Source organism: Micromonospora sp. NPDC047548, from assembly GCF_040642975.1.
Lineage (GTDB): Bacteria > Actinomycetota > Actinomycetes > Mycobacteriales > Micromonosporaceae > Micromonospora.
Genome location: NZ_JBEYTI010000028.1, coordinates 1 through 24459, shown reverse-complemented (window position 1 = coordinate 24459; position 24459 = coordinate 1). Strand labels below are relative to the sequence as shown.

24 protein-coding genes and 1 pseudogene are annotated in these 24459 nt (G+C 75.2%); 12 read left to right on the top strand and 13 right to left on the bottom strand.

From position 1 onward, the window contains the following. Window positions 1-19: 19 nt before the first annotated feature. Window positions 20-1753 carry an acetyl-CoA carboxylase carboxyltransferase subunit alpha gene (locus ABZ807_RS23945; RefSeq protein WP_357162007.1) on the bottom strand — a complete coding sequence of 578 codons (1734 nt, stop codon included), beginning with the start codon at window positions 1751-1753 and terminating at the stop codon, window positions 20-22. Then, the gene (locus ABZ807_RS23940) at window positions 1750-2091 is read right to left on the bottom strand and encodes a TcmI family type II polyketide cyclase (protein WP_357162004.1); all 342 of its coding nucleotides are present in this window, start codon (window positions 2089-2091) and stop codon (window positions 1750-1752) included. The genes ABZ807_RS23945 and ABZ807_RS23940 overlap by 4 nt, the downstream gene beginning before the upstream one ends. Before the next feature lie 414 nt (window positions 2092-2505). Between ABZ807_RS23940 and ABZ807_RS23935 the strand changes: the two genes are divergently transcribed. The 3 genes from ABZ807_RS23935 (at window position 2506) to ABZ807_RS23925 (ending at window position 4883) form a co-directional block, all read left to right on the top strand. Next, window positions 2506-3315 (top strand): BTAD domain-containing putative transcriptional regulator, encoded by an 810-nt coding sequence (locus ABZ807_RS23935; protein ID WP_357162001.1) that lies wholly within the window; start codon window positions 2506-2508, stop codon window positions 3313-3315. Window positions 3316-3435: 120 nt separating this feature from the next. After that, window positions 3436-3783 carry a TcmI family type II polyketide cyclase gene (locus tag ABZ807_RS23930; protein ID WP_357161998.1) on the top strand — a complete coding sequence of 116 codons (348 nt, stop codon included), beginning with the start codon at window positions 3436-3438 and terminating at the stop codon, window positions 3781-3783. Between the two features lie 299 nt (window positions 3784-4082). Beyond that, the gene (locus tag ABZ807_RS23925) at window positions 4083-4883 is read left to right on the top strand and encodes a helix-hairpin-helix domain-containing protein (protein WP_357161995.1); all 801 of its coding nucleotides are present in this window, start codon (window positions 4083-4085) and stop codon (window positions 4881-4883) included. 121 nt (window positions 4884-5004) lie between these two features. On the opposite strand, the gene ABZ807_RS23920 is transcribed toward ABZ807_RS23925, so the two are convergent. Continuing rightward, on the bottom strand, window positions 5005-5856 hold the full coding sequence (locus ABZ807_RS23920) for an aminoglycoside phosphotransferase family protein (protein ID WP_357161992.1): 852 nt from the start codon (window positions 5854-5856) through the stop codon (window positions 5005-5007). Further along, the gene (locus ABZ807_RS23915; protein WP_357162117.1) at window positions 5748-6347 is read right to left on the bottom strand and encodes a UPF0158 family protein; all 600 of its coding nucleotides are present in this window, start codon (window positions 6345-6347) and stop codon (window positions 5748-5750) included. The genes ABZ807_RS23920 and ABZ807_RS23915 overlap by 109 nt, the downstream gene beginning before the upstream one ends. Here ABZ807_RS23915 and ABZ807_RS23910 point away from each other — a divergent pair. From ABZ807_RS23910 to ABZ807_RS23900, 3 genes are all read left to right on the top strand, one after another. Further along, window positions 6243-6536, top strand: a complete 294-nt coding sequence (locus ABZ807_RS23910; protein WP_357162128.1) for a hypothetical protein — start codon at window positions 6243-6245, stop codon at window positions 6534-6536. The genes ABZ807_RS23915 and ABZ807_RS23910 overlap by 105 nt on opposite strands. Window positions 6537-6766: 230 nt before the next feature. Beyond that, on the top strand, window positions 6767-7618 hold the full coding sequence (locus ABZ807_RS23905; protein WP_357161989.1) for a hypothetical protein: 852 nt from the start codon (window positions 6767-6769) through the stop codon (window positions 7616-7618). Next, window positions 7615-8004, top strand: a complete 390-nt coding sequence (locus tag ABZ807_RS23900) for a GntR family transcriptional regulator (protein WP_357161986.1) — start codon at window positions 7615-7617, stop codon at window positions 8002-8004. The genes ABZ807_RS23905 and ABZ807_RS23900 overlap by 4 nt, the downstream gene beginning before the upstream one ends. 2 nt (window positions 8005-8006) lie before the next feature. Here the strand turns inward: ABZ807_RS23900 and ABZ807_RS23895 are convergent. Then, a pseudogene (locus tag ABZ807_RS23895) lies at window positions 8007-8866 on the bottom strand (AraC family transcriptional regulator). Window positions 8867-8983: 117 nt separating this feature from the next. Here ABZ807_RS23895 and ABZ807_RS23890 point away from each other — a divergent pair. The 3 genes from ABZ807_RS23890 to ABZ807_RS23880 all read left to right on the top strand — a co-directional run bounded on the left by ABZ807_RS23890 (window position 8984) and on the right by ABZ807_RS23880 (window position 9952). After that, window positions 8984-9151 carry a hypothetical protein gene (locus ABZ807_RS23890; RefSeq protein ID WP_357161983.1) on the top strand — a complete coding sequence of 56 codons (168 nt, stop codon included), beginning with the start codon at window positions 8984-8986 and terminating at the stop codon, window positions 9149-9151. 103 nt (window positions 9152-9254) lie between these two features. Then, window positions 9255-9461 carry a hypothetical protein gene (locus ABZ807_RS23885; RefSeq protein ID WP_357161980.1) on the top strand — a complete coding sequence of 69 codons (207 nt, stop codon included), beginning with the start codon at window positions 9255-9257 and terminating at the stop codon, window positions 9459-9461. A 128-nt stretch (window positions 9462-9589) separates the two neighbouring features. After that, window positions 9590-9952 carry an LLM class flavin-dependent oxidoreductase gene (locus ABZ807_RS23880; RefSeq protein ID WP_357161977.1) on the top strand — a complete coding sequence of 121 codons (363 nt, stop codon included), beginning with the start codon at window positions 9590-9592 and terminating at the stop codon, window positions 9950-9952. A gap of 111 nt (window positions 9953-10063) precedes the next feature. On the opposite strand, the gene ABZ807_RS23875 is transcribed toward ABZ807_RS23880, so the two are convergent. The 4 genes from ABZ807_RS23875 to ABZ807_RS23860 form a co-directional block, all read right to left on the bottom strand. Next, on the bottom strand, window positions 10064-12169 hold the full coding sequence (locus ABZ807_RS23875; RefSeq protein WP_357161974.1) for an amino acid transporter: 2106 nt from the start codon (window positions 12167-12169) through the stop codon (window positions 10064-10066). A gap of 203 nt (window positions 12170-12372) precedes the next feature. Continuing rightward, the gene (locus ABZ807_RS23870; protein ID WP_357161971.1) at window positions 12373-12939 is read right to left on the bottom strand and encodes a phosphotransferase; all 567 of its coding nucleotides are present in this window, start codon (window positions 12937-12939) and stop codon (window positions 12373-12375) included. Between the two features lie 71 nt (window positions 12940-13010). Next, complete coding sequence (locus tag ABZ807_RS23865; protein WP_357161968.1) at window positions 13011-13781, bottom strand: DUF5995 family protein; 771 nt, start codon at window positions 13779-13781, stop codon at window positions 13011-13013. Between the two features lie 117 nt (window positions 13782-13898). Continuing rightward, a complete protein-coding gene (locus tag ABZ807_RS23860; RefSeq protein WP_357161965.1) occupies window positions 13899-16817 on the bottom strand; it encodes an AAA family ATPase in 2919 nt (972 codons plus the stop codon). A gap of 191 nt (window positions 16818-17008) precedes the next feature. Between ABZ807_RS23860 and ABZ807_RS23855 the strand changes: the two genes are divergently transcribed. Continuing rightward, window positions 17009-19375, top strand: coding sequence for an adenylate/guanylate cyclase domain-containing protein (locus ABZ807_RS23855; RefSeq protein WP_357161962.1), 2367 nt, complete (start codon window positions 17009-17011; stop codon window positions 19373-19375). A gap of 20 nt (window positions 19376-19395) precedes the next feature. Here ABZ807_RS23855 and ABZ807_RS23850 read toward each other — a convergent pair whose 3' ends face one another. The 3 genes from ABZ807_RS23850 to paaK are packed head-to-tail and all read right to left on the bottom strand — an operon-like array spanning window position 19396 to window position 21765. After that, window positions 19396-19980: a dienelactone hydrolase family protein gene (locus ABZ807_RS23850; protein ID WP_357161959.1), complete on the bottom strand. Its 585-nt coding sequence runs from the start codon at window positions 19978-19980 to the stop codon at window positions 19396-19398. 47 nt (window positions 19981-20027) lie between these two features. Then, window positions 20028-20438: a hydroxyphenylacetyl-CoA thioesterase PaaI gene (gene paaI / locus ABZ807_RS23845; RefSeq protein WP_357161956.1), complete on the bottom strand. Its 411-nt coding sequence runs from the start codon at window positions 20436-20438 to the stop codon at window positions 20028-20030. A gap of 19 nt (window positions 20439-20457) precedes the next feature. Further along, entirely contained in the window at window positions 20458-21765 is a 1308-nt protein-coding gene (gene paaK, locus ABZ807_RS23840; RefSeq protein ID WP_357161953.1) for a phenylacetate--CoA ligase PaaK, read from the bottom strand. A 296-nt stretch (window positions 21766-22061) separates the two neighbouring features. Here paaK and ABZ807_RS23835 point away from each other — a divergent pair, with 296 nt between their 5' ends. Further along, window positions 22062-22541 (top strand): CrcB family protein, encoded by a 480-nt coding sequence (locus tag ABZ807_RS23835; protein WP_357162114.1) that lies wholly within the window; start codon window positions 22062-22064, stop codon window positions 22539-22541. Further along, window positions 22538-22900, top strand: a complete 363-nt coding sequence (crcB, locus tag ABZ807_RS23830) for a fluoride efflux transporter CrcB (protein WP_357161950.1) — start codon at window positions 22538-22540, stop codon at window positions 22898-22900. Before ABZ807_RS23835 ends, crcB begins: the two co-directional genes overlap by 4 nt. Window positions 22901-22975: 75 nt before the next feature. Here the strand turns inward: crcB and ABZ807_RS23825 are convergent, their stop codons facing one another. Further along, window positions 22976-24421 (bottom strand): tetratricopeptide repeat protein, encoded by a 1446-nt coding sequence (locus tag ABZ807_RS23825; RefSeq protein WP_357161947.1) that lies wholly within the window; start codon window positions 24419-24421, stop codon window positions 22976-22978. Between the last annotated feature and the right edge of the window lie 38 nt (window positions 24422-24459).

Here is a 24459-nt window from a genome sequence, read left to right as displayed (position 1 = left end):
GCCGGGACGGTCCCGGCGCTCACCGGGCACCCGCCCGGGCGCCGGCGCGAGCCGCGCCGAAGCGCCGGAAACGCTGGCGACGGCGCTGCACCAGGGTGGCGGGCGGCACGTCGAGCAGCGGCAGCAGGTGCGCCAGCACCACCTCGCGCAGCGCGCGGGCGGTCGCCTCCGGGTCGCGGTGCGCGGCCGGGACCGGCTCGGGGACGATGTCGTCGACGACGCCGAGCCGGCACAGGTCGGGGGCGGTCAGCCGCAGCGCGCGGGCGGCCTGCGGGGCGGCCCCCCGGTCCGGCCAGAGGATGGCCGCGCAGCCCTCCGGGCTGATCACCGAGTAGACGGCGTGCTGAAGCATCAGCACCCGGTCGGCGACGGCCAGCGCGAGCGCCCCGCCGCTGCCGCCCTCGCCGGTGATCACCGCGACCACCGGGGTGGGCAGCACGCTGAGGGACAGGATGTTCTCCGCGATCGCCGCCGCCTGCCCCTGCTCCTCGGCGCCGACGCCCGGGTCGGCCCCGGGGGTGTCCACCAGGGTGACCACCGGCAGGCCGAGCCGGGCGGCGAGCCGCATCAGCCGCAGCGCCTTGCGGTGCCCGGCCGGGCTGGCCATGCCGAAGTTGCGGGCCACCAGCTCGCCGGTGGTGTGGCCCTTCTGGTGGCCGATCACCATCAGGGGCCGGCCGTCGAGGCGGGCCAGCCCGCCGACCACCGCCGGGCAGTCCGCGCCGAGCCGGTCGCCGTGCAGCTCGACAAAGCCCTCGAACGCGGTGTCCAGGTAGTCCAGTGTGGTCGGCCGGCCGGGGTGCCGGGCCAGCCGTACCGTCTCCCAGGCGTCGACGCCCGCCGCCAGTGCGGCGTCGACCGCCGTGCCCGGCCGGTCCGCGACGGCGGCCGGGCGCGCGGGGGGCGCGGCCACCTGCCGGGGTACGGCGGGACGCCACCCGGGGCGGCGGCCGGCCCGGGCGGCGGCGAGCAGCGCCACCAGCCGCCCGCGCAGCGCGCGCCGCGGCACCACCATGTCCACCTGGCCGTGCCGCAGCAGGAAGGCCGCGGTCTGGAAGCCCTCCGGCAGCGCCCGGCCGGTGACCTGCCGGATCACCCGGGGGCCGGCGAAGCCCATCCGGGCGCCGGTCTCGGCGAGCACCACGTCGGTGTTGGTGGCGAACGACGCCGCCACACCCCCGTACGTGGGGTCGGTGAGCACGCTGACGGTGAGCAGCCCGGCCTCGCGCAACGCGGCGATCGCCTGGCTGACCATGGCCATCTGCATCAGCGACAGCACGCCCTCCTGCATCCGCGCCCCACCGGAGGCCGTCACCAGGACCAGCGGAACCCCGTCCTCCAGCGCCCGCTCCGCCGCCCGGGTGATCAGCTCGCCGACGGCGACGCCGAGGCTGCCGCCGAGGAACCGGAAGTCCATCACGGCCAGCGCGCACGGGTGCCGGCCGATGGTGGCGGTGCCACAGAGCACCGCCTCGGCCAGCCCGGTGCCGGCCCGGGCCGCGCTGAGCCGGTGCGGGTACGACAGCACGTCGACGAAGTCGATCGGGTCCACCTCGGCCGGCCGGTCCGGCAGCGGGGTGAACGACTCCGCGTCCACCAGCTGGCGCAGCCGCTCGGGGGCGGCGAGCCGGGCGTGCTCCCCACACTCCGGACAGACGTCGAGGTTGCGGCGCAGCCGCTTGCGGTACAGCAACGACCCGCAGCCGGCGCAACGGGACCACAGCTCCCCCTCCCGGGGGGCGGTGGCGGTCACGACCGCCGCCCAGCGGGGGCCGTCGCGTCGAAGCGGTAGAAGCAGCGCGCCATCGCGTCGCGGGGCTCCCGCCAGGTCGGCAGGTACGGCGAGATGTACGGGCGCAGCCGCGCGCTGACCCGCTCGAACTCCGGGTGCCCCCGGGCCGCCTCGACCGCGCCGGATGCCGGTGACTCCGTCTCCAGCAGGTGCACGTAGAGGTCGTGCAGCCGGTAGAGCGACCGGTGCCGGACGCCGACCAGGTGCGGCAGCTCCGTCGCGTCGGACTCGGCGAAGATCTCAGCGACCTGCGCCTCGGCGGTGGGAACCACCTTCGCGACGATCAGCGAACGGTCCATGGATGGGCCTCCCCCCACGGCCCGGCGACGCGGGTGCGGACCGCACCGCCCGAGCCGGACGACTGCCGACACGATGCTCGGGTCGCCGTCACCGGGGCGTCACCGGCGGGCAGCGGCCGGCGACGACGTGTAGTGACGATGCGTTGACGGACCTCGGGTATCCGCTGTGCGACCAGGCCCACCGTCGCGCTTCATCCGCAGTTCAGAAGGGATTTCATGGCCACGCCTGCGCTGGCGCGGCGTCCCGCACGACATTGACCGAGAGTGACCACGATTGATAATCTTCGTCCTGGTCAGCCCGGTGGCCACGGCGCGCGACGCCGCGCCGTGGCGGAGCGACCCGACATTGGGGTCATGGGCAGCCGCACCGGGAACAGCCGAGGATTCGGGACGCGTTCCGCAGGGGGTGCCGCCGTGGCCGCTGATCCGTCCATGCCGACCACCGGGCACCCACCCGGCACGGACATCTCGCTGCACCTGCTCGGCGGCTTCCGGTTGTTGCACGACGGCGCGCCGATCGTGGTGCCCCGCGGCCTGCAACGGGTCATCGCGCTGATCGCGTTGCGTCCGGGCGCCACCCGCAGCCACCTGGCCGGCCTGCTCTGGCCCGACGCGCCGGAGGACCGCGCGCTGTCCTCGCTGCGCACCGCCCTGTGGCGGCTGCGCCAGGACCCCTGCTGCCCGTTCACCACGTCCGGCGACACCGTACGGCTGGAACCGGTCGTCCGCGTCGACGTCGACGAGCTGGTCGGCACGGCCGCCCGGGTCCGCGACGGCGACGACCCGCGCGCCGCCGCCGCGCTGGCCGCCGGCCGGCACGACCTGCTCCCCGGCTGGTACGACGACTGGGTCCTCGCCGACCGGGAGCGGCTGCGCCAGCTCCGCCTGCACATGCTGGAGGAACTGGCCGGCCACCACCTGGCGGCCGGCCGGCACGGGGAGGCGCTGGAGGCCGCGCTGGAGGCGATGTCCGCCGAGCCGCTGCGGGAGACGCCGCACCGGCTGGTGGTGCGCATCCACCTCGCCGAGGGCAACGCGTTCGAGGCGGTGCACGCCTTCTACGTCTACCGGGACCTGCTGCTGCGGGAGCTGCGGCTGGAACCGTCGGCGGCGATGACCGCGCTGCTCGGCGAGACCCTCGCGCCGATCCGCGAGGCCACCCGGGAACGGCCCGACGGTCCCCGCCGGCCACCCGACACCCGGGTCGCGCCCGGGGGCAGCTGACCGCCGTCACCGGCCGCGCGGCACGAATGACGGCAAGGTGACAGCCGGACCGGCACGGTGGGTCGCACAGCAGTCCGTGGTCTCCGACCTGGGCGGAGCGCCACCGGCGAGAGGGGTCCCATGAGTCGTCTACTGATCGTCAGCAGGATCCTCCCGGGCTCGGAGGGTCGGGTGGCGCAGATCTTCGCCGAATCCGACGCGACCGAGCTGCCCGCCCTGACCGGCGTCCGGCACCGGTCCCTGTACTGCCTGCACGACCTGTGCGTACACCTGATGGAGACGGAGGACGTGGACCCGGACGCGCTGGCCGGCGCCCGCAACCATCCGCTGTACCTCCAGGTCAACGAACGGCTCTCCGCGCACACCTCCCCGTACCTGCCGACCTGGCGTTCGCCGCGGGACGCGATCGCCGGCTGCTTCTACCGCTGGGACTCCGCCGACGTGCCGGCGCCGCGTCCGGCCGGGTGAGGGGAACGGACGCCCTGCCGTCCCGGGAGTTGCTGGCCCGCACGTTCGTCAACGGCTTCGCCATCTACCGGGGCGAAGAGGATGAGCCGGCCGGTCGGGCCCGACGACGGCACCTCGCCGCGGCCTGGCCGGATCCACCCGTTTCCGTACCGTCGGTCATCCCGTCGCCACCCGCCGACACGGTGTGTCCCACCTGCGTCGCAGTGTCCGGACCTCCCTGTCGTCCGGCACGCGCGTGTGCGAAGCTGCGGCGGGTTTTTTCACGACTTTCACCGACGTACGCAAGAGGGAGGTTCGCCGTGCCGTCGACTTTCGGGCAATGGCTGATCGTGATCCTGGCCCTGGTGCTGGGCGGAGCCGGGGGCTGGCTGTGGCGCGGCCGGCAGGCCGCGGCGGCCGCCGGGCAGCCGGAGCCCATGATGGAGGGTGCCCCGGTGGTCGGGCTCTCCGGGGAGGAGAAGGCCGCCGCCACGGTGACCGCGACCGTCGATGACCGGACCGTGGAGCCGGTCGGTGTCGCGCAGACCGGGGACGAGGCGACCCCGCAGGTCGCGCCGGTGACAGCCGACGAGGAGCCGGTCGCCGCCGAGAGCGACGACCAGGTCGCCCGGGTCGACGGCACCGAGACCGCCGAGCGCCCGGCCGAGGTGGACGCGTCCGCCGCTGCCGACGCGCCGGTCGAGACTCCCGCCGCTGCCGAGGCCGAGGCCGCGGAGCCGGCGATGGTCACGGCGGTGATCCCCGCTCCCCGCGACCCGGTGGAGGACGACGCGCCGGCCGCATCCGGCGAGCTGGTGACCGCCGACGCGGACGTCGTGGCCGCGCCGGCTGCCGAGGCGGCCCCGGCCGGGGACGCGCCGGCAGACGACTTCCGCCGCATCCAGGGCGTCGGGCCGAAGATGGCCGCCGCGCTGCAGGCCGCGGGGATCCGCACCTACCGCCAGTTGGCCGAACTGGACGAGGCGGCGCTGCGCGACACCATCCGGGCCGCCGGGCTGCGCGCCGCGCCGAGCGTGGCCACCTGGCCGCAGCAGGCGAAGATGCTGACCGGCACCGACGCGGGCGGGGTGCTGTCCGAGCCCGCCGCCGACCAGATCTGAACACCACGCGGGACGGTGACCGCGCCCAGGCGCGGTCACCGTCCCGCACCCTGTCCACCTCGACACCCACCGGCCGGCCCCGCACCCGCTCTCTGCCGCCGCAGTTTGGCGGCGGCGCAGGTCAGACCGTGGCGGCGTACTCCTCGACGACGGCGGCCAGGGTACGCCGCGCCTCCGCGGCGCGTGCCGGGTCCGCGTGGTCGAACGTGATCAGCGCCTTCCACAGCGCCCAGCCGCGCCCCCGGTTCCAGGTCGCCTCGTCCACGGCGAGCGCGTCGCGGAAGGCCGCCCGGCTCGCGCCGGTGAGCAGCGTCCAGGCGACCGTCACGTCGCAGGCCGGATCCCCCACCCCGCAGCAGCCGAAGTCGATCACGGCGGCCAGCCGGCCGTCGCGTACCAGCAGGTTGCCGAAGGCGACGTCGCCGTGGAACCAGACCGGCGGATCGTGCCAGGTGGAGCGCAACGCCAGCTCCCAGATCCCGGTGACCGACTCTCCCGGGATCCGGTCGCCCAGCGTGGCGATCGCGGCCCGGGTCTCCGCGTCGTACGTCCGAAGTGGCCCTCCGCGCCAGGCGCTGTGCGGCCCGGCGGCCGGCCCCGACCCGGCGTCGATCCGATGCAGGGCGGCGAGGAAACCGGCGAGCCCGGTGGCGAACGCGGTCAGGTCGGCGATCCCCTCCAGCCGGGCCTGCCGGCCCTCGATCCACCGGTACACCGACCACCCGAACGGGTAGCCCTCGGCGGGCCCGCCCTGGGCCAGCGGGGTGGGCACGGGAAGCGGCAGGTGGGGGGCGAGCACCGGGAGCCAGCGCTGCTCCTTGGCCACCTGCCCGGCGTAGCCGGGACCGCTGGGCAGCCGTACCGTCATCTCGTCGCCGAGGTGGAAGGTCCGGTTGTCCCAGCCGCCCGCCTGCACCGGCCGGACCGGCAGCTCGGCCCAGTGCGGGAGCTGCCCGGCGACCAGGCGGCGCACCAGGGCGACGTCGATGTGCGGCGGAGAAGCCGGGTGTGGGGGTGCGGTGGGTTCGGGTTGCGCGTCCATCCGGTCCAGGCTGGCGTGGCCGACCCCGGACGGCAACCGGAATTCGGCGCTGGCCCTGCTGACCCTCGCCCCGGCGGTGCTCTTCCTGCCGCCGCCCGTCGGCGTACAGGTCCACGTACACAGCCAGGTACGCCCTGGCGCAAAGATCCACATGTAGAGGAGATCGACGTCGGCCGCCTTGAGGGCTGCTCGGTCACGAAGCGCTCGCCCGCTTCATCGTCGACCAGCAAGTTGTCGATCAGCCATTCAACCGCCCGGCACTGCGCCCGCACGTCCCGGAAGGCGTACCACGCCGGCAGTAGGTGCGGATACTCCTCGTGCAGCTCGTCTCTGAACCGGCGGAAGGCGCCCTTGCCTTGGATGGCACGTGCAAGTCTGCGGCCGGCCGCCTCGTCGCTGACCCTCTCGGCGAAGTCAGCCATGTCCTGATACCAGACGTAGGACGGCAGCGGATCGATGCAGACCAGGTCGAGGTCGTCAAGGTCCCCGGGCGTTTTTCCGTCGATTCCACCGTCCGCCGTCCAGACCACGATTTCGCCGGTCTGCGGGTTGATCAGCCATCGGTGCTCGCAGTCGGTCTGGTCGGCGAGCGCGGTGGCGATCTCCTCTAGGTCAAGCCTGCTCAGGTCAAGCATCCAGTCACGATGAACCTGCTTCGAACGAACGAGCATCCCTACTACGCGGCCGACGTGCCGGCCTGCGTCGGTCGGGCCGCCGCCGAAGCGCGGGTCAGCCTGAGGAGCTGAACCCGGCTTGTATCAAGTCATTGACACAAGCGTCGCTGTCGGCCATGCTCGCTTGTATCAAACGCTTGACACAAGGGGTGGTCATGGTAGTTACGGTGATCCTTGGACTCCTGCTGGTGCCGCTGCTCGGCGTCGCGCTGGCCGGCCCGTCGGCGGCGGGCGAACCCGCGACCGACCACATCCGGCGGACCACCCGACGCTGGCGGTGGGCCGGCCTGACCCTCGGGGCGGTGATCGCCGCCGTCGCCGCCGGCTACGACCCGCTCGGGCGCGGCATCCTGCTGGCCGCACCGCTGTTCGGGCTCTGCGTGCTGGCCGGGGTCGTGGCGGGAGAGAGCCGCGTCGTCCGCCCCACCGGCACCGCCCGCCAGGCCGCCCTGGAAACCCGGCAGGGCCGGCACTACCTGCCACGCCGAGCGTTCCGGGCGGTCCTCGCCGCCGGCGCCGCCCTGGCCGCCCTGCTGGCCGCGACCACCGCCGCCGGCTCCGCCGACGACCTCGGCCGCGCCGGCCGCGTCCTCGCCTACGACTGCGGCGAGATCACCGGCACCCACGGCCCGTGGGTCGGATCCTTCTACAGCCTTCCGCTCACCCTGGTGGTCGGCCTCGGCGTGCTGATCGCCGCGCTGGCCGTGCACCGGCTCGTCGGGCGTCCCCGCCCCCAAGCCGCCGCCGGTGACCTGGTGCTCGACGACGCCGAGCGGCGCCGCTCCGCCACCGCTGTCACCGGCGCCTGCGGCGTGCTGCTCACCATCCCGCTGATCGGGGTCTCCCTCGTCACCGCGGCCGGGTTGCTGGCCAACCCGTGCCGGCCCCAGTGGTGCACGGCCGCCGCCTGGCTGCTGCTCCTGCTCATCCCGGCCTGGACCGTCCTGCTGGCCTGGAGCGCCGCCGCCGTCCTGAACCCCGGCGCCCGCGCCACCCGGCCTGCCCCGGTGGCGGCGTGAGCGAGCCACCGACCCTGCGGGTCGACACCCAGGACCCCACACCCCCGTACGAGCAGCTACGCCGGCAACTGGTCGAACTGATCCACTCCGGCGTGCTCCGGCCGGGCGACCGGCTGCCACCGCTGCGACAACTCGCCGGCGACCTGGGCCTGGCCGTCGGCACCGTGGCCCGCACCTACCGCGAGCTGGAGACCGCCGGGCTGGTCCGGTCCCGGCGCGGCGGCGGCACCCACGTGGCGGACCAGGCGCCCGCGCCGCGAGCCGACGAGCGCCGTCAAGCCCTCGACCGGCACGCGACCGCCTACCTGCGGCAGGCGCGGCTGCTCGGTGCCGACCGGGAAGCCGCCCTCGACGCCGTACGCCGGGCCTGGCCCGCCGACGGGTGACCTCAGACCCGGCGCACCGGGATCCACAGCTCCGCGTCGGCCTCCGTGCCGTCCGCCGACACCCGGACCTTCGAGATCTCCGGACCCGGGCGGCTCTCGTACGGATTCGACGGGAACCACTGGGTGAACACGTCCCGCCACAGATACTGCACCGCCTGCGGGAACGCCCCGGAGGACTGGAACACCGCCCACGAGCCGGCCGCGACCGGCAGGCTGTCCAGGTCCTCCGGCGCGTCCGCGCCGGTCACCACCCCGTGCCAGTAGTCCAACTCGGTGCCCTCCGCCCGGTCGCCGGCCAGGTCGTCGCTGACGTTGACCATCCCGCGCGGCTCCTGGTCCGACAGCGCCTCGATCCGGCGTACGGTCTCCTGACCGATGCCCTTCACGAACGCCACGATGGCCGGATTCATCCCCTCGTGGACCAACGGGACCCGGGCCTTACGCCCGACCAGGCGGAAGACGTCCTTCTCCACGATCCGATACTCCATGCTGCTGCTCCCTTCGACGACGAGCCGGAAGGACATCCGGGGCTGGGACCGCAGCGCCGCCCCCGTACGCCGGGCCTCGCCCGGACCGACCCCGTGCACGGCCCGGAACGCCCGCGCGAACGCCTCGTTCGACCCGTACCCCCAGCGCACCGCGACGTCGAGCAGCGGCACCTCCCCGGCGAGGACCTCCGCGCCCGCGACGGTGAGCCGCCGCCGGCGCACGTACTCCGACAGCGGGATCCCGGCCAGGACGGAGAACAGCCGCCGGAATGGTGCTCCGCCACGCACGCGATCCGCGCCAACTCGGCGACGTCGACCGGCTGATCGAGGTGCCGTTCGAGGTGGTCCATGGCCTGATTGAGCCGCTCCAGCACCCGGTGCTCCTTCCTCTTCCACCACCGACGCTAGGGGCCCGCGACCTGCCTCACCCGATCCCACGCAACCTGATCCGATCGGGTCAGCATGCCTGGCCGGATTCACGTCACGTACGCGTGTCGCCTAGGGAGAAGTTAAGCCGTACCTGGCTCTGCACCAGAGCCGGTACGCCGACACCGCCCTTCGCCGCCGCCGGCGCGATGCTGGTGCTCGTCGGCGTGGCGGTCGCGGACACCCTCCACAGCGCCGGCAAGCCGCCCGAGCCGCCCCGCCCGCCGCACTGATCCGGCCAGTGTGCCGGTGACCGTTCCGGATGTCGTTTATCCGTTCGTCGCGTCTGGGTACAAGGTGCGTCACCTCGAAACACCACGACCCGGGAGGCACCCCATGCGCGGCACGTCGATATCCGGAGTTCTCGTCGTCATCTGGCTGCTCATCGGCGCGATCGCCGCCGGGCAGCGCGGCTACTACAGCAACGACGACACCAACTGCGCGGAGGCCGGCACGATCCTGGTGACCATCGTGGCGGGGCCGCTGAACTACATCGGCGCCAACCCGAAGGTCGACTGCAAGCTCCCCGAGCCGTCCAGGTAGTTCCGCCGGCTTCCGGCCCGCGCCCGTACCCCCGCGGCGCGGGCCCTTTCGTGTCCGCTCCTGATCACGTCCGTCACCACCTCTGCGGCATCCTAGGAGGCTGGGCAACGACTCGCGTTTGCCGGGGCATGGGCCGGGAAGGGCACCGGTTCGAAGCGCTGGACGGAACGGAGACGCGGCATGCAGATCGGCTACAAGCTGGCCTCGGAGGGGTACGGCCCCAGGAGATCGTCCGGCAGGCCGTCCGCGCCGAGCAGGCCGGCTTCGACTTCGTGGAGATGAGCGACCACTTCCACCCCTGGCTCGACGTGCAGGGCCACTCGTCGTTCACCTGGAGCGTGCTGGGCGCGATCGCCGCGAAGACGAGCAGCCTGGGCCTGGCGACCGGGGTCACCTGCCCCACCGTCCGGTACCACCCGGCGATCATCGCGCAGGCCGCGGCAACCATGGCACTGATCTCCGACGGCCGGTTCACCCGTTCGCTGGGCTGAGCCGCGGCGGGGCGTACCTGGCCGCCGGTGCGCGGGCGGCCGACCGGTCGCCGCTCACGCCGGACAGGGCCCGGCCGGCGCAAGCGGTCGGCGATCCCAGGCCAGGTCTCCTCAGCCGACGTGGATGCCCGGTCGGCGCGACGGGTCCGGCTCGCTCTTGCGGATGATCTCCCGCACCACCGGTGGCGTGTCGCCCCGGCCGAGGATGAGATAGCGCAGCAGGTGGGCGATCGGGTTGCCCTCGGACCACTCGAAGTGCGCGTGCGGGCGTACGCCGGTGCCGTCGCGCAGGGCGAGCAGGATCGCGGCGATGGCGTTCGGGACGGCCGGGCTGCCGGCCCGCAGCACCCGGTACCCGCCGACCTCCACGCCGTGCACCCGCAGCACCTGGCTGAACTGGGACGGGTCCACCACGTCGATCTCCAGGAAGAGCACGTCGGCGGCGCCGGGCACCGGGTTCTTGCCGCGCTGCGCCCGCTCCTTGACCCGGTACTCCTTGACCGCGCCGCTGTGGCGCTTGTTGGCGATCAGGTGCAGCCGGCCGTCGTGGGACAGCGAGTCGGCGATGAACCGCCGGGCGGCCGGGTCGAACTCGATCCGCTCCGCCCGCAGCTCGGTGGTGCGGGAGACCCGGGAGATCAGCGAGACGGCGATGATCCCGGCGATGAACAGGGCCGAGATGGCGATCCCGTCCGGCTTCTCGATCACGTTCTCGGTGAGGGCGTAGAGCAGGACGGCGGTGAGCACGCCGAAGCCGACGCCGGCGATCCGGTTCCGGGCCCGCGCGGCCGCGATGGTCACCGCCACCGCGCCGGAGACCATCATCGCCAGGATCCCGGTGGCGTACGCGCCCGCCTGGGCGTTGACGTCCGCCTGGAAGGCGACCGTGATGGCGATGCTGATGAGCGTGTAGACGATCACCACCGGTCGCACCGCCCGGCCCCACTCCGGCGCCATCCCGTACGAGGGCAGGTAGCGCGGCACGATGTTGATCAGACCGGCCATGGCCGAGGCGCCGGCGAACCAGAGGATCAGCACGCTGCTGATGTCGTACACGGTGCCGAACGCCTCGCCGAGGTGCTCGTGGGCCAGCCAGGCCAGGGCCCGCCCGTTCGCCGCGCCGCCGGGCCGGAACTGCTCCGCCGGGATCAGCACCGTGGTGACGAAGGTGGTGCCGATCAGGTAGACCGACATGATCAGCGAGGCGGTGGCGAGCAGCTTGCGGGTGTTGCGGATCCGCGCCTCGAGGCGCTGCTGCGAGTCCGCGCCCTCCCCCTTCACCAGGGGCATCATGCTGACCCCGGTCTCGAAGCCGGACAGGCCCAGCACCAGCAGCGGGAAGGCCAGCACCGCGGGTCCGAGCAGGTCACCGAGGCCGGTGCCACCGGCGGTCAGCCTGGCCGTCCAGCCGCCCACCAGGGACGGGTTCGCGGCCACCTCGGCCAGCCCGACGACCACGATCACCGCGTTCAGCCCGAGGAAGACCGCGACCAGCGGGATGGCCACGTTGACCGCCTCGCTGAAACCCATCAGGAACACCCCGCCGAGGACCAGCAGCAGCACCACGGTCGCCGCGACCGCGGCGACCGGGCCGTGCGGGAAGGATGCCGGCAGGTACGGGTTCTCCAGCACGTGGACCGTGGCGTCGGCGGCGGACAGGGTGATCGTGATGATCCACGAGGTGGCCACGAAGCCGAGCAGCACCAGCACGAAGATCTTGCCGCGCCAGAACGGCAGCAGCCGCTCCAGCATCGCCACCGAGCCCTGCCCGTGCGGGCTCTCCCGGGCCACCCGCCGGTACATCGGCAGCATCCCGAACAGGGTCAGCGCCACGATGAGCAGGGTGGCCAGCGGGGAGAGCGCCCCGGCGGCCAGCGCCGCGATGCCGGGCAGGTACGACAGGGTGGAGAAGTAGTCGACGCCGGTCAGGCACATCACCTGCCACCAGGGGTGGCGCGTCTGCGCGCCCTCCTCGGCCTCCGGACCGACCGGCTGCACCCGGTGTGCGAAGAGCCAGCGCCGCAGCGGGTCGGCGGGCGGCCGGGGCTGGGCGTGGCTCTCCACGCGCTCGGGGACCACCACCGGCCCCGTCCGGGTGCGCTCGCCCTGGCCCGGCTCACGGGCCGCCCGGACTTCGCGCCCCGGACCGGCCGGCGCGGTCGTGTCGCGCCGCCCCCGGGTACGCCGGGGCGTCGCCCCGTCCCGCCCGTCCACCATGCCCGTCCCACTCTCTACGGTCCTGCACCGACCGTAGGCGGTACCCACGGTGCCGCTGGACGGAACCGGCAAGCCGGGAGATCGCCGCGGGACCGCGGACCGTCCGCGTCGCACCGGTTGCCGCGGCGCCCGCCGCCGTCCTGCCTCAGTTGGGGGCGGGCATGACCCGCGGCGTACCCGGTGCGGGCCGGCCGGCACCCGGCTCACTCCAGCGCGCGGGTCCAGTCCTCGACGTACGCGTCCAGGTACGCCGCCGCAGCTCGCCAGTAGGCGCCGTCGGCGGTGAAGATCCGGGCCCAGGGCTGCATCCCGTCGCGGGCGCCGTCGCGCAGCAGCGCGTACATCGCCCAGGCGCGGCGCCCCAGCGTGGCGGCCAGCGCCGGGCGGGCGGCGCCGTCCAGGCCGTAGCCGTCGACCAGGGCGCGCAGCCGCCGCGCCGACTCGGCGACCGGGCGGTCCGGCCGCATCCCCGCCATGGCCTGCGCGGCGTACGCCAGCTCCCAGCGCCGGGTGCCGGGGCCGGCGCCGTCCCAGTCGATCAGCACCCAGCCGCGGTCGGCGCGGACCAGGTTCCACGGCGCGGCGTCGTGGTGGCAGACGAGGTCGGCGCCGTCCGGGGCGATGGCCACCCGCCAGCCGGCCGGCTCCGGGGGCACGAACCCCGCCACCGCGGTGTCGGTCCACGGCCCGACCGGCCGCCGCACGGTGTCGCCGACGCGGACCACGCCGGCGGTGACGTTGCCGGCCAGGGGCTGTTCGTCCAGGGACATCCCGCCATCCTGCCGGGCGGGACGCGCCCCCGCGCCCCGGTTTCCCGGAGCGCGGGGACCCCCGTCGCCGGCTACTGCAGGAACGCTCCCAGCGGCGAGAGCAGCAGCCGGCCGAGCGCCGCGGCGTTGTCGTCCAGCCGCGTGCGCTCGCAGTCGCGGGCGTGCGGGTCGTGCCGGCACCGCCAGATCTTCTGGGCGTTGCGCCAGGCCACGTCCCGGGTGTATTCCACCAGCTCGCCCTGGTACCAGTCGTCGACGTCCCCGTTGAGCATGTCGATCAGCAGCTGCCACCGCTCCAGGTAGCCGCGACGCAGCGCCGGGATCTTGTCGGCGAAAATATCGTTGATCTTGAGGTAGTCGCGGTGCTGCTCGCTGCCGTCGACCGGCTCCGACTCCAGGTGGTCGAAGGTCGTCACCAGCGCGAACGGCAGGTCGAAGTTGATGTGCGCGTTCACCCCCGCCGCCGCCGACGGCAGCGGCCGGGCGTCCGGGCCACGCATCCGCTTGAACAGGCACGACCACGCCTTCGGGGTGGTCGGGCTGGACTCGGTCCACAGCCGCAACGCATCGAAGTAGCGGGTGGCGAACTCCACGTCGAGCCGGGACAGGAACACCGGGTCGGCGAAGAAGTCGTCGTACAGCCCCTCCAGCACGCTGGTGGTGATGGTCAGGTACAGCTCGTTGAAGTCGGCCAGCGGGCAGCTGCGCTCCAGCGGAGGCAGCCGCACCAGCAGGTCCTGGAGCTTGGTGAGGTGATCGACCACCGCCGGCACGTCACCCGGATGGTCCGCCAGCAGACCGACGATGTCGGCGTGGACCGGGCCCCAGACCGGTTCCGTCATGTCTCCTCCACAGTGGTCCGGGGCACCCCCGTGCCGTCGGTGTCGCTGGAAAGCCTTTCAGCGACACCGACATACCGGATCGGTAGAACGACGTATTCGTCCCGGCCCGGTCGCGCGTCAGTCGGCGCGGTTACGCAGGTGGATCGCGCTGGCCTGCACCCGGGTGCGCACCTGGAGCTTGTCGAAGATGTGCGAGACGTGCACCCCGATGGTCCGCTCGCTGATGAACAGCCGCTGGCCGATCTCCTTGTTGGTCAGCCCCTCGGCCACCGCGGCGAGCACCTCGCGCTCCCGGGCGGTCAGCACCGCCAGCTCGTCGCTGACCGGCCCCGCGCCGGTCGCCCGGCCGCCGGCCGGCTGGGCACGCTCCTCCAGCTCGACCCGGGCCCGCCCCGCGAGGGTCCTGATCTCGCTGGTCAGCGGCACCGCGCCCAGCCCCTGCGCCATCTCGTACGCCCGGCGCAGCAGCTTCGCCGCGGTCGCGCTGCGGCTGCGCCGGGCGAGCAGCGCCTCGGCCTGCCGCAGCCGCGAGTACGCCGCCGGGTACGGGTGGTTGCGCCGGTCCCACTCGGCCACCGAGCGGGCCCACAGGTCGGGGTCGCCCCGCCCGTCGAGCCGGCTCAGCTCGGCCGTGCACAGCGCCAGGAACCCCTCCGCGCCCAGGCGTACCGGCCGGACCGCGTGGGCGCTCTTGCGGGCCACCCGGTCGACCACCTCGCGCAGCCGCCGGACCACGGTCTCGTCGACCGGCACCGTGCGGCTGGCGTGCGCCTCCGCCTCGGCGCGCAGACCGTGCCAGGCGAGGGTGGCCAGCAGCACCACGTCGTCGGAGCGGCTCTCGGTCAGGCCCCGCTGCACGGCCTGCCGGGCCAGGTCGTGCCGGCCCTGCCACATCGCCAGCCCGGCCCGCAGGATCAACATCGGCAGCACGTGGCGGGCCCCGCCACCGGCCAGCACGGTGGCCACCGCCTCCAGGTCCCGGTCGGAGGCCTCCACGTCGCCGTATCCGACGGAGAGCCGGCACCGGGCCAGCAGCAGCTCGACCGCGTCCGCGCCGGACGGGCGGTGCCGCAGCGCCGCCGCGACGACCTTCTCCGCCTCGGCCCACTGCCCGACCCGGAACAGCCCGTTGGTGGCGATGGCCAGCAGTCGGGTCTCATAGGTGCGCCCCAGACCCAGCTCGGCGACCCGCTCCGCGCCCCGGCGGGCCACCACCACGCCCTCCTCGAGGATGTTCAGCGGCCCGGTCAGCAGCTCCGCCAGGTGCAGGTACGCGCATGCCACGTCCTCGGGCCCGCCGGCCCGCTCGGCGATCTCCAGCGCCCGCCGCACCACGGCGAGGCCGGCGTCCGGGTCCTCCAGGAACGCCTCGCTGAAGCCGAGCGCCGAGCTGGCCAGCACCACCTCGGTGGTGCTGCCGTCGACCTCGGCCGCCAGCTCCAGCGCCTCCCGGGCCCGGACGCCGGCGTCGGCGTACCGGCCCAGGTGCAGCAGCAGCTCGGCCAGGCGGGCCGCGGCGGTGGCCCGTTCCCGGGAGGTGCAGTCGACGGCCTCCAGGACGCGCTGGTACTCCGCCTCGGCGGGGGCGGACCGCCCGGCGGCGGCAAGATAGCGGGCCCGCCGGATGCGCAGCGCGCAGGAGGGCTCGACGTCGTCGCCGCCGGCCAGCTCGGCGAGCAGGGAAAGGGCCCGCGCGTGCTCGCCGCACTGGTGGGCGGTCTCGGCCGCGTGCTCCAGCAGCACCGCCCGGTCGACCTGCACCGGCGCGGCCTCCGCCGGCCCGGTGACCGGGGTGGTGGCCAGCTGCAACGCCACCGACCAGTGCCGGTGCGCCTCGGCGAAACCGTGCAGCCGCTCGGCCTCCCGGGCGGCGGCCATCGCCGCCGGCAACGCCCGACCAGGCTCGCCGGCCAACCGCCAGTGGTGCGCCAGCCGGGCCTGGTGCAGCTCGGCCGGCGCCCGGGTGAGCGCCTCGGCGTAGCGCCGGTGCAGGGCGGAGCGCTCGGCGGGCAGCAGCTCGTGGGCGAGCACCTCGGCCACCAGGCGGTGCCGCAGCCGGTAGCCGTCGTCGGCGCCGACCAGCAGCCGGTGCGCCACCGCCGCGCGGGCCGCCTCGATCAGCTCCTGCTCGGGCAGGCCGAGCACCTCGGCCAGCAGCCAGTGCTCGACCGGCTCGACCCCGGCGGCCACGGCGTGCACGACCGCGTGCGCGTGCTGGGGCAGCGCGTCGACCCGGGACAGGAAGATCTCGCGCAACGTGTCGGAGAGCCCGTCGCGGCCGTCGCGCAGGTCGCGGGCCAGCTCCTCGACCACGAACGGGTTGCCGCCGCTGCGCTGCCAGACCTGCTCGGCGGCCTCCGGCGTGGCGGGCGTGCCGACGATCGCGGCGACCAGCCGGTCGGTGTCCGCGCGGTCCAACGGGGCCAGGTCGAGCACTCGCACCGAGCGCAGCCGACGCAGCTCGGTGAGCACCCGGCGCAGCGGGTGGGCGCCCTGCAACGACTCGGCCCGCACCGCGGCGAGCACGGAGAGCTGGAGGTCACCCAGGCCGGCGAGGAGATAGAGCAGCAGCTGCCGGGTGCTCCGGTCGACCCACTGCAGGTCGTCGAGGACGAGCACCAGCGGGCGGCCCTCGGCGATCAGGCTCAGCCCGCGGGACACCCGCTCCAGCAGCGCGCCGCCGTCCGGCGTGGCGGTCTCCTCGGCGAACATCCGCAGCAGGCCGCGCACGGCCGACGAGGTCCGCGCCTGGGTGGCGGTCAGCTCGGCGTCGAAGCGGCGCAGCGCCTGCAGCACCGGGTGCAGCGGTGAGGCGTCGCCGATGTCCAGGCAGGAGCCGGTCAACACGACGGCTCCCGCGTCGCGCAGTCGTGCCTCCACCTCGTGCAGCAGCCGGGTCTTGCCCACCCCGCTCTCGCCGTTGACGAAGACCGCCGCGGTCTGCCCGGGCCCGAGGTCGTCGAGCAGCGCGGAACGCAGCGCCGTCAGCTGGTCGGCACGGCCGACGAGCGGCGCGGTGTCCACATCGGTGGCCATGTCCGCAGCCTAGCCACAGGTCCCCGCACCGTTCTACGGGCTTGATCCCGCAGTGGTACTCCTCGCGTCAACATTGCGACTAAAGGTTGCGGCCGGCCGACATACGTCGTTCTGCAGATCCCCCGACGGACCGGTGGTGACAGTCTCCGGAGTCGTCAGGCACCACTGCTGGGGGGAAAAGGGTGGGTGCGATGCCACTGTCCACGGTCGCCACCGGTCAGGAAGACGTCACCATGTCGCCCTGGCCGGTGCCGGAGGAACGGCGCGTGGTCACCGTGCTGTTCGCCGACATCGTCGGCTCGACGGCGCTGACCGAACGGCTCGACCCGGAGGACGTCCGGGCGCTGCAACGCGCGTACTTCGACACCGTCGCCGGGGTGCTGCGGCACTGGCACGGCGTGGTCGAGAAGTACGTCGGCGACGCGGTGATGGCGCTGTTCGGCGCGCGCCGCTCCGACGGGCTGGACGCGTACCGGGCGGTCCGGGCCGGGCTGGAGATCCAGCGGGCACTGGACCGGCGGCCCATGCCGGGGGGCGTGCGGCTGCAGGTCCGGGTCGGGGTGGCCACCGGTGAGGCGGTGGTCGACCTGGCCGCCGCCCACGACGGCGGCCACGGCGCGGCCAGCGGCGCGGTCACCACCACCGCGGCCCGCTTGCAGGAGTACGCCCCGGCGGGCGGGGTGGTGGTCTGCGCCGCCACCCACCGGGCCACCGCCGACCTGGTCGAGCAGCACGCGCTCGCCCCGGTGGTGCTGGCCGGAAAGGCGCTGCCGGTCGACGTCTGGCGGGTCACCTCGCCGGGCCGGCCCCGGCCGCCCCGGCACGAGGGCCCGCTGGTGGGCCGGCGCCGGGACCTGGCCACCGCCCAGGACCAGCTCGTCCGGGCCGCCCGGGAGCACCGTCCACAATGGGTGTCCCTGGTCGGTCCGGACGGCATCGGCCGCAGCCGGCTGCTGCACGAGCTGCGCCGGGCGCTGCGGGAGGTGGACGGGGTGGCCGTGCGCTGGTGCGTGGCGCACTGCCCGCCGTACCCGCAGGGGGCGCTGGGGCCGGTGGCCGAGCTGGTGCGGGACCTGGCCGGGGTGCGCGAGGACGACGCGCCGGCGGTGGTCCACCGACGGCTGGCCGCCCTGGTCGACGGGCTGGTCGCACCGGCCCGAACCACCCCGACCGTCGCCGCGCTGGCGGCGCTGCTCGCCGCGCCGGAGGGCACGGCCACGCCGACCGGCGGCCCGGCCGCCTGCCGCCAGGTGCTGCTGGCCCTGGCCGCCCGGCAGCCGGTGGTGGTCGCGGTCGACGACCTGGACCGGGCCGCGCCGGAGCTGGGCCGCTTCCTGCGGGCCCTCTTCGCGGCGGCCACCCTGCGCGGACTGCCGCTGGCCGTGGTCGCCACCCACCGGCCGCACCTGGCCGACCCGGTGCCCGTGCCCGACGACCGCCGGTGCCGGGTGGCGCTGGCACCGCTGGGCGCCATCGACACCGGCCGGCTGCTGCGCCGGCTGCTCACCCGCGCCGGACGGCCAGCCGCGCTGGCCGGCCGCCTGCTGCCGCTGGTCGCCGGCATCCCCGGGTACGCCGGCGCGTACGTCGCGGCGACCGGCGACGGTGACCGGGAGCCCGGACTGCCGGAGGCGGTGCGCCGCACGGCCTCCGCCCGGCTGGACCTGCTGAACGGCGAGCGGCGGGCGGCGCTGATGGCGGGCGCCGCCCTGGGCGTCGGCTTCACCGCGCCGGCCGTCGACCGGCTGCTCGGCTGGGCGCCCGGGCGGGCGGCGACGCTGCTGCGCCGGCTCGCCGGCGAGGACGCGCTGGTCCGGCGCGACCGGCACGGCCGGTACGAGATCGTGGACCCGGCCCTGCGCCGGGCCGCGTACGACCGGCTGCCCCGGGCGGTGCGCGCCGAGTTCAGCCGTCGGGCCGAGCAGTGGCGGCGGTCGACGGCGGCGGGGCACGCGGGCCGCGGTCGGCCGGGCATCCCCGACGCACCGCACGCCGCGGCCCACCCGGTCGACGCCATCACCGGCGCGGATCGCGGCCCCGCCCACGCCGTCCCGGCGGCAGCCCCCGTCCGGGCGCCGGATGAGCGCGCCGTCCCCGCCGCCGGCGCGGTCCGTGAGCTGGTCGCGTCAGGCGCCGGCGGGCCGGGGGCCGCCCGGACCGGACGGGTCCCGTCACCGGCCCGGCCAGCGTTGCCGCCGCGCGACGCGGCGGGCCGGGACGGGCGGAACCAGGTAGACAGGTTCCGCGTCGACCACGGTGGTGGGCCACCGTCCCGCTGGGGACATGAGGCCGGTGGCGGGCCGCCGACGCCGATCCTCCCCCGGCTCCCCGCCTGGCCGCACCGGCTCGCGCCGTCGTCCGACGCCGTCGCGTTCCCCGACCGCCCCCTCCGCTCCGTGCCCCGGGTGGGTGTGGGCGGGCACCCACCGTCGCCCACCACCGGGGTCGCCGGCCCAGGCACCGCCGCCACCGTCCTGGCACTGCGGGCGGGCACGGCGGCCGGGCACGGCAACCGGACGCGGCGGCACGGCGACCCGTCACCAGGGCGGGCCGCCTGAGGGAGCGTCTCCGCCGTGGGTCAGCCCGCCTGCGGCCCACCCGCCTCGGCGAGGAAGGCCAGCACCCGCTCCCAGGTCCGCTCGGCGGCCTGCGGGTCGTGGTCCGGCACGTCCGGGTCGGTGAAGAGGTGCCCGGCCCCCGGGTAGCGGAACACCTCCAGCCGCACCCCCGCCCCGGTCATCGCCCGCTGCCAGTCGGCGAATTCGCCCGGCGGCTCGTACTCGTCGGGGTCGGCGAGGTGCAGCTGCACCGGCAGGCCGGGGCGGACCGCGGCCGGGTCGGCGCCGGTGCCGTGCAGCAGCAGCAGCGCGGCGGCGTCGGGCCGCTCGGCCAGCAGCGCGCCGGCCACCCCGGCGCCCATCGACCAGCCGGCCAGCACCGTCTCGGGCGGCAGCGGGGCCAACGCGGCGCGGCCCCGACGCAGGACCTCGTCCCGGCCGATCTTGTCCAACAGCGCGAAGCCCGCCTCCACCGTGTCGGCGGGCGGCTCGCCGTACAAGTCGGGGGTGACGACCCGGTGCCCGGCCGCGCGCAACCGGTCGGCCTGGGCCAGCACGGCCGGGCGGAGCCCGTACACGGAATGGAAGAGCACGATGTGTGTCATCCGGCCATCGTGCCGCAGGCCGCCGACAGCGGCGGCGCGCCGCGCGGTCAGCCCCCGGTGCCGCGGGCCAGCGTCCGGCTACGGCCCCGGAACTCGGCGACCACCTCGTCGCCCCGGGAGACGGTGACGTCGTAGATGCCGCTGCGGCCGTAGCGGGTGCGCTCGATGGCGCGGGCGGTCAGCACGTCGCCCTCGCGGACCGGGCGGAGAAAGCTGATCTCGCCGCCGGCGGCGACCGTCGCCGGGCCGTGGCTGTTGCAGGCCAGCGCGAACGCCGTGTCGGCGAGCAGGAAGACGAAGCCCCCGTGGCCGATGGCGTGCCCGTTGAGCATGGCCGCGGTCACCCGCATCCGGGCCACCGCGGCGCCGTCGCCGGCGGAGACCAGCTCGATGCCCAGGGCGCGGGAGGCCACGTCCGCGTCGAACATGTCGTGCGCGGCGGTACGCCCCGCTGCCATCCGGCCGTTCTCCGCCACCTCAGCCCGCCCGCCGCTGGTCGACGATCCGCCGCATCTTGCCCATCGAGCGTTCCACCCCGTCCGGGGCGATCACCTCCACCGCGACGCTGACCCCGATGGTGTTCTTCACCTGCTCGACCAGGGTTCGGCCAGCGCGGGCGGCCTCCTCGACGCCCGCCCCGCCGCGCCGCTCCACCTTGACCGTCAGGGTGTCCATCCGCCCCTCACGGGCCAGCACGCACTGGAAGTGCGGCGACAGCGCGGGCGTACGCAGGATCAGCTCCTCGATCTGGGTCGGGAAGACGTTCACCCCACGCACGATCATCATGTCGTCGGTCCGGCCGGTGATCTTCTCGATCCGGCGCATCGGCCGCGCCGTGCCGGGCAGCAGGCGGGTGAGGTCCCGAGTGCGGTAGCGGACCACCGGCATCGCCTCCTTGGTCAGCGAGGTGAGCACCAACTCGCCCTGCTCGCCGTCGGGCAGCACCGCGCCGGTGACCGGGTCGATGATCTCGGGATAGAAGTGGTCCTCCCACAGGTGCAGCCCGTCCTTGGTCTCCACGCACTCGGTGGCCACCCCCGGGCCCATCACCTCGGACAGGCCGTAGATGTCCACCGCGTGCAGGTCGAGGCGCTGCTCCATCTCCCGGCGCATGTCCTCGGTCCACGGCTCCGCGCCGAAGATGCCCACTCGCAGCGAGGTGGCGCGGGGGTCGACGCCCTGTCGCTCCAGCTCGTCCACGATCGCCAACATGTAGCTGGGGGTGACCATGATGACCTCGGGCTGGAAGTCCCGGATCAGCATCACCTGCCGCTCGGTCATGCCGCCGGAGACGGGGATGACCGTGCAGCCCAGCTCCTCAGCGCCGTAGTGCGCGCCCAGGCCGCCGGTGAACAGGCCGTAGCCGTACGCCACGTGCACCCGGTCGCCGGGCCGGCCACCGGAGGCACGGATCGACCGGGCCATCAGCCGCGCCCAGGTACGCAGGTCCTCCTTCGTGTAGCCGACCACGGTGGGGCGGCCGGTGGTGCCGGAGGAGGCGTGCAGCCGGGCGACCCGCTCGCGGGGCACGGCGAACATGCCGAACGGGTAGTTCTCCCGCAGCTCCGCCTTGCCGGTGAACGGGAACCGGGCCAGGTCGGCCAGCTCCCGGCAGTCGTCCGGGTGCGCGCCGGCCGCCTCGAACGCCCGCCGGTAGTGCGGCACGTTGTCGTACGCGTGCCGCAGCGACCAGCGCAGCCGGTCGAGTTGCAGCGCACGTAGCTCGTCGACGCCGACCCGTTCGACGGGTTCCAGCTCCTCCGGCGAGGGGGTGCGGTCCTGCACGGTGCCTCCTGTGCACGCGGGTACCGGCGCGGGTCCGCGCCGAGCCGACGTTGCGTACCGTACGCCCCGCGCCGGACCACCAACCAGCGCGACGGCGGTCGGTGAGCCCCCGCGCCCCGACCTCGGCCGCCCGGCGGGGGTCGAGAAACGGACGCGGACCGCTGGTGAGGCGTGCGGGGCACGGGACGGGGCGACGATATGCTCGCGGGCAGACCCGGCGGTGGGGCCTGCCGTCCCCGCCGCGGTCGGGAGCACCGCGCGTACGCCGACGGTCCCTGCCAGTGGTCCCCGTACTGGTGGGAGGTCAGGTGTCCGCACCCCGGCGGATCGACCCCGACGTCGATCTGCGCGTACCCGCCGACCGCACCGAGCTGGCCGCGCATCCGGCCGCCGTGCTCGGCGCCGTCGCCGCGGGTGGGGTGCTCGGCGCGCTGGCCCGGGCCGGGATCCAGGCGGCGCTGCCGCATCCGCCCACCGGCTTCCCGTGGGCGACCTTCGGCGTCAACGTGACCGGGTGCCTGCTGATCGGGGCGCTGATGGCGGTGCTCGGCCGGCGCGACGCCGCCCCGCTGGCCCGCCCGTTCCTCGGCGTCGGCGTGCTCGGCGGGTTCACCACCTTCTCCGCGTACGTGGTGGACGCCCACCGGGCGGTCGTGGCCGGCGCCGCGCCGACGGCGCTGGCGTACCTGGCGGCGACGCTGGTCGCCGGGCTGCTGGCGGTCTGGGCCGGGGACGCGCTCGCCGGCCGGCTGCTCGACCGGAGGGCCGGCCGGTGACCGTCCTGCTCATCGCCGTCGGCGCGGCGCTCGGCGCGCCGCTGCGCTACCTGACCGACCGGGCCGTGCAGGCCCGGCACGACTCGGTCTTCCCCTGGGGGACGCTCGCCGTCAACGTGGCCGGCTCGCTGCTGCTCGGCGCGGTGCTCGCCGTCCCCGCCGGTCCGGCCGTCACCGCCCTGGTCGGCACCGGCTTCTGCGGCGCGCTGACCACCTGGTCCACCTTCGGCTACGAGACGCTGCAGCTGGCCCGCTCCGGCGCCCGGCGCCACGCCCTGGCCAACGTGCTGGCCAGCGTGCTCGCCGGGCTGGCCGCCGCGTCCCTCGGCTACGCGGTGGTCCGGGCCCTGACGGGCTGACCTCGACTCCCGGCCCGGCGACCGGCCACGCGTGCGCTTGCGGTCCGGCCGCTCGCCCTGCCCGGGCGGGCACCATCACCGACCGGCCGGCTGAGCGGCGGCCGGGAGCGGGACGTAGCCGGTCTCCCGCGTCAGCCGCGCCGCCCGCTCGTCCAGCTGGACCGCCTCCCCGGCGTCGCCGAGCCGCTGGCGGGCCCGGGCCAGCGTCCGGGACACCCGGATCTCGATCAGCCGGTACCCCGCCCGGGTCGCCAGCTCCCGGGCGGCGTCGCCGTGCCGGCGCGCCCCGGCCGGGTCGCCGCCGGCCAGCAGCGCGCCGGCGAGCCCGGCCAGCGCGCTCGCCTCACACCAGCAGAACCGGGTACGGCGGGCCAGCTCCAGCGCCTGCCGGTGGTGCGCGGCGGCCTCGTCCGGCCGGCCCAGCTCCGCCAGGACCCGACCCAGCGCGTCCAGCACCCACGCCTCGGTGCCGGTGTCCCCGATCTCCCGGGTCAGCTCCACCGCCCGGACGACGTCCGCCCGGGCCGGCTCCGACCGGCCCGTGCCGGCCCGCAGCAGCGCCCGCCCGGCGAGGGCGGTGGCCTCGCCGTACCGGTAGCCGAGCTCGCGGTTGGCGGTCAGGGCCCGCTCGTACAGCTCCGCTGCGGCCCGGTGGTCGCCCCGGTCGCGGTGCACGCTCGCCAGGTCGACCAGCAGCACCGCCACGTTGTACCGGGCCCCGGCCCGTTCCCCCCGCTCCAGCGCCTCCCGGAAATGGTCGTGGGCCTCCCCCAACGCGCCCAGCTGCCAGTACGCGAACCCCAGGTTGGCAAGCGACATCACCTCGCCCCCGTCGATGCCCAGCCGCCGATTGAGCTCCAGCGACGCGTGGGCGCAGCTGATCGCCGCCTGCGCGTCGCCGAGCCGCTGGTGCACCGCGCTGAGGTTGTTGAGCATCCCGGCGCGGCCGTCCTGCCAGCTGTCGACGGCGTTGACCCGAAGCCCGTCGACGAGGTGCGCGCGGGCCTCGTCGTAGCGCCCGCTGTTGACGTGGGCCAGCGCCAGGCTCTGGTGCATCGCGGCCTGTGCCCGAACGTCGCCCTCGGCGCGGGCGGCGTCCAGCCCGGCGGTCGCCGCCGCCAGCCACTCCTCCTGCCGGCCCCGCTGGTGGAAGTACGCGCGCAGCGCGTCGGCGAGGTGCCAGGCGTAGCAGCGTGGACCGCTGCCCGCCGCCCGGTCGACCGCCGCGGTCAGGTTCGACCACTCGGCGTCCAGCCAGTCCGAAGCGCCCTCGGTGTCGGGGAAGGGGTCCTCGGCCACCGTCCTGGGTAGCCGGACGAAGTGCGGGATGAGCCGCCGGCTGGCCGCGTCGGCCGTGTCCAGGTAGTGGGCGAAGAGCCGCCGGCGGGCCGCCTCCCGCCGGGTCGGGTCCTCCTCGGCGGTGACCCGGTCGACGGCGTACCGGCGCAGCAGGTCGTGGAAGCGTTGACATTCTCTCCGTCCTAAAGGACGGAGATTCCCTCCACGCTGCGTGTGGAACACACGGCGTCTGGGTGGATTACCGTTTCGCCGCGCGGTGC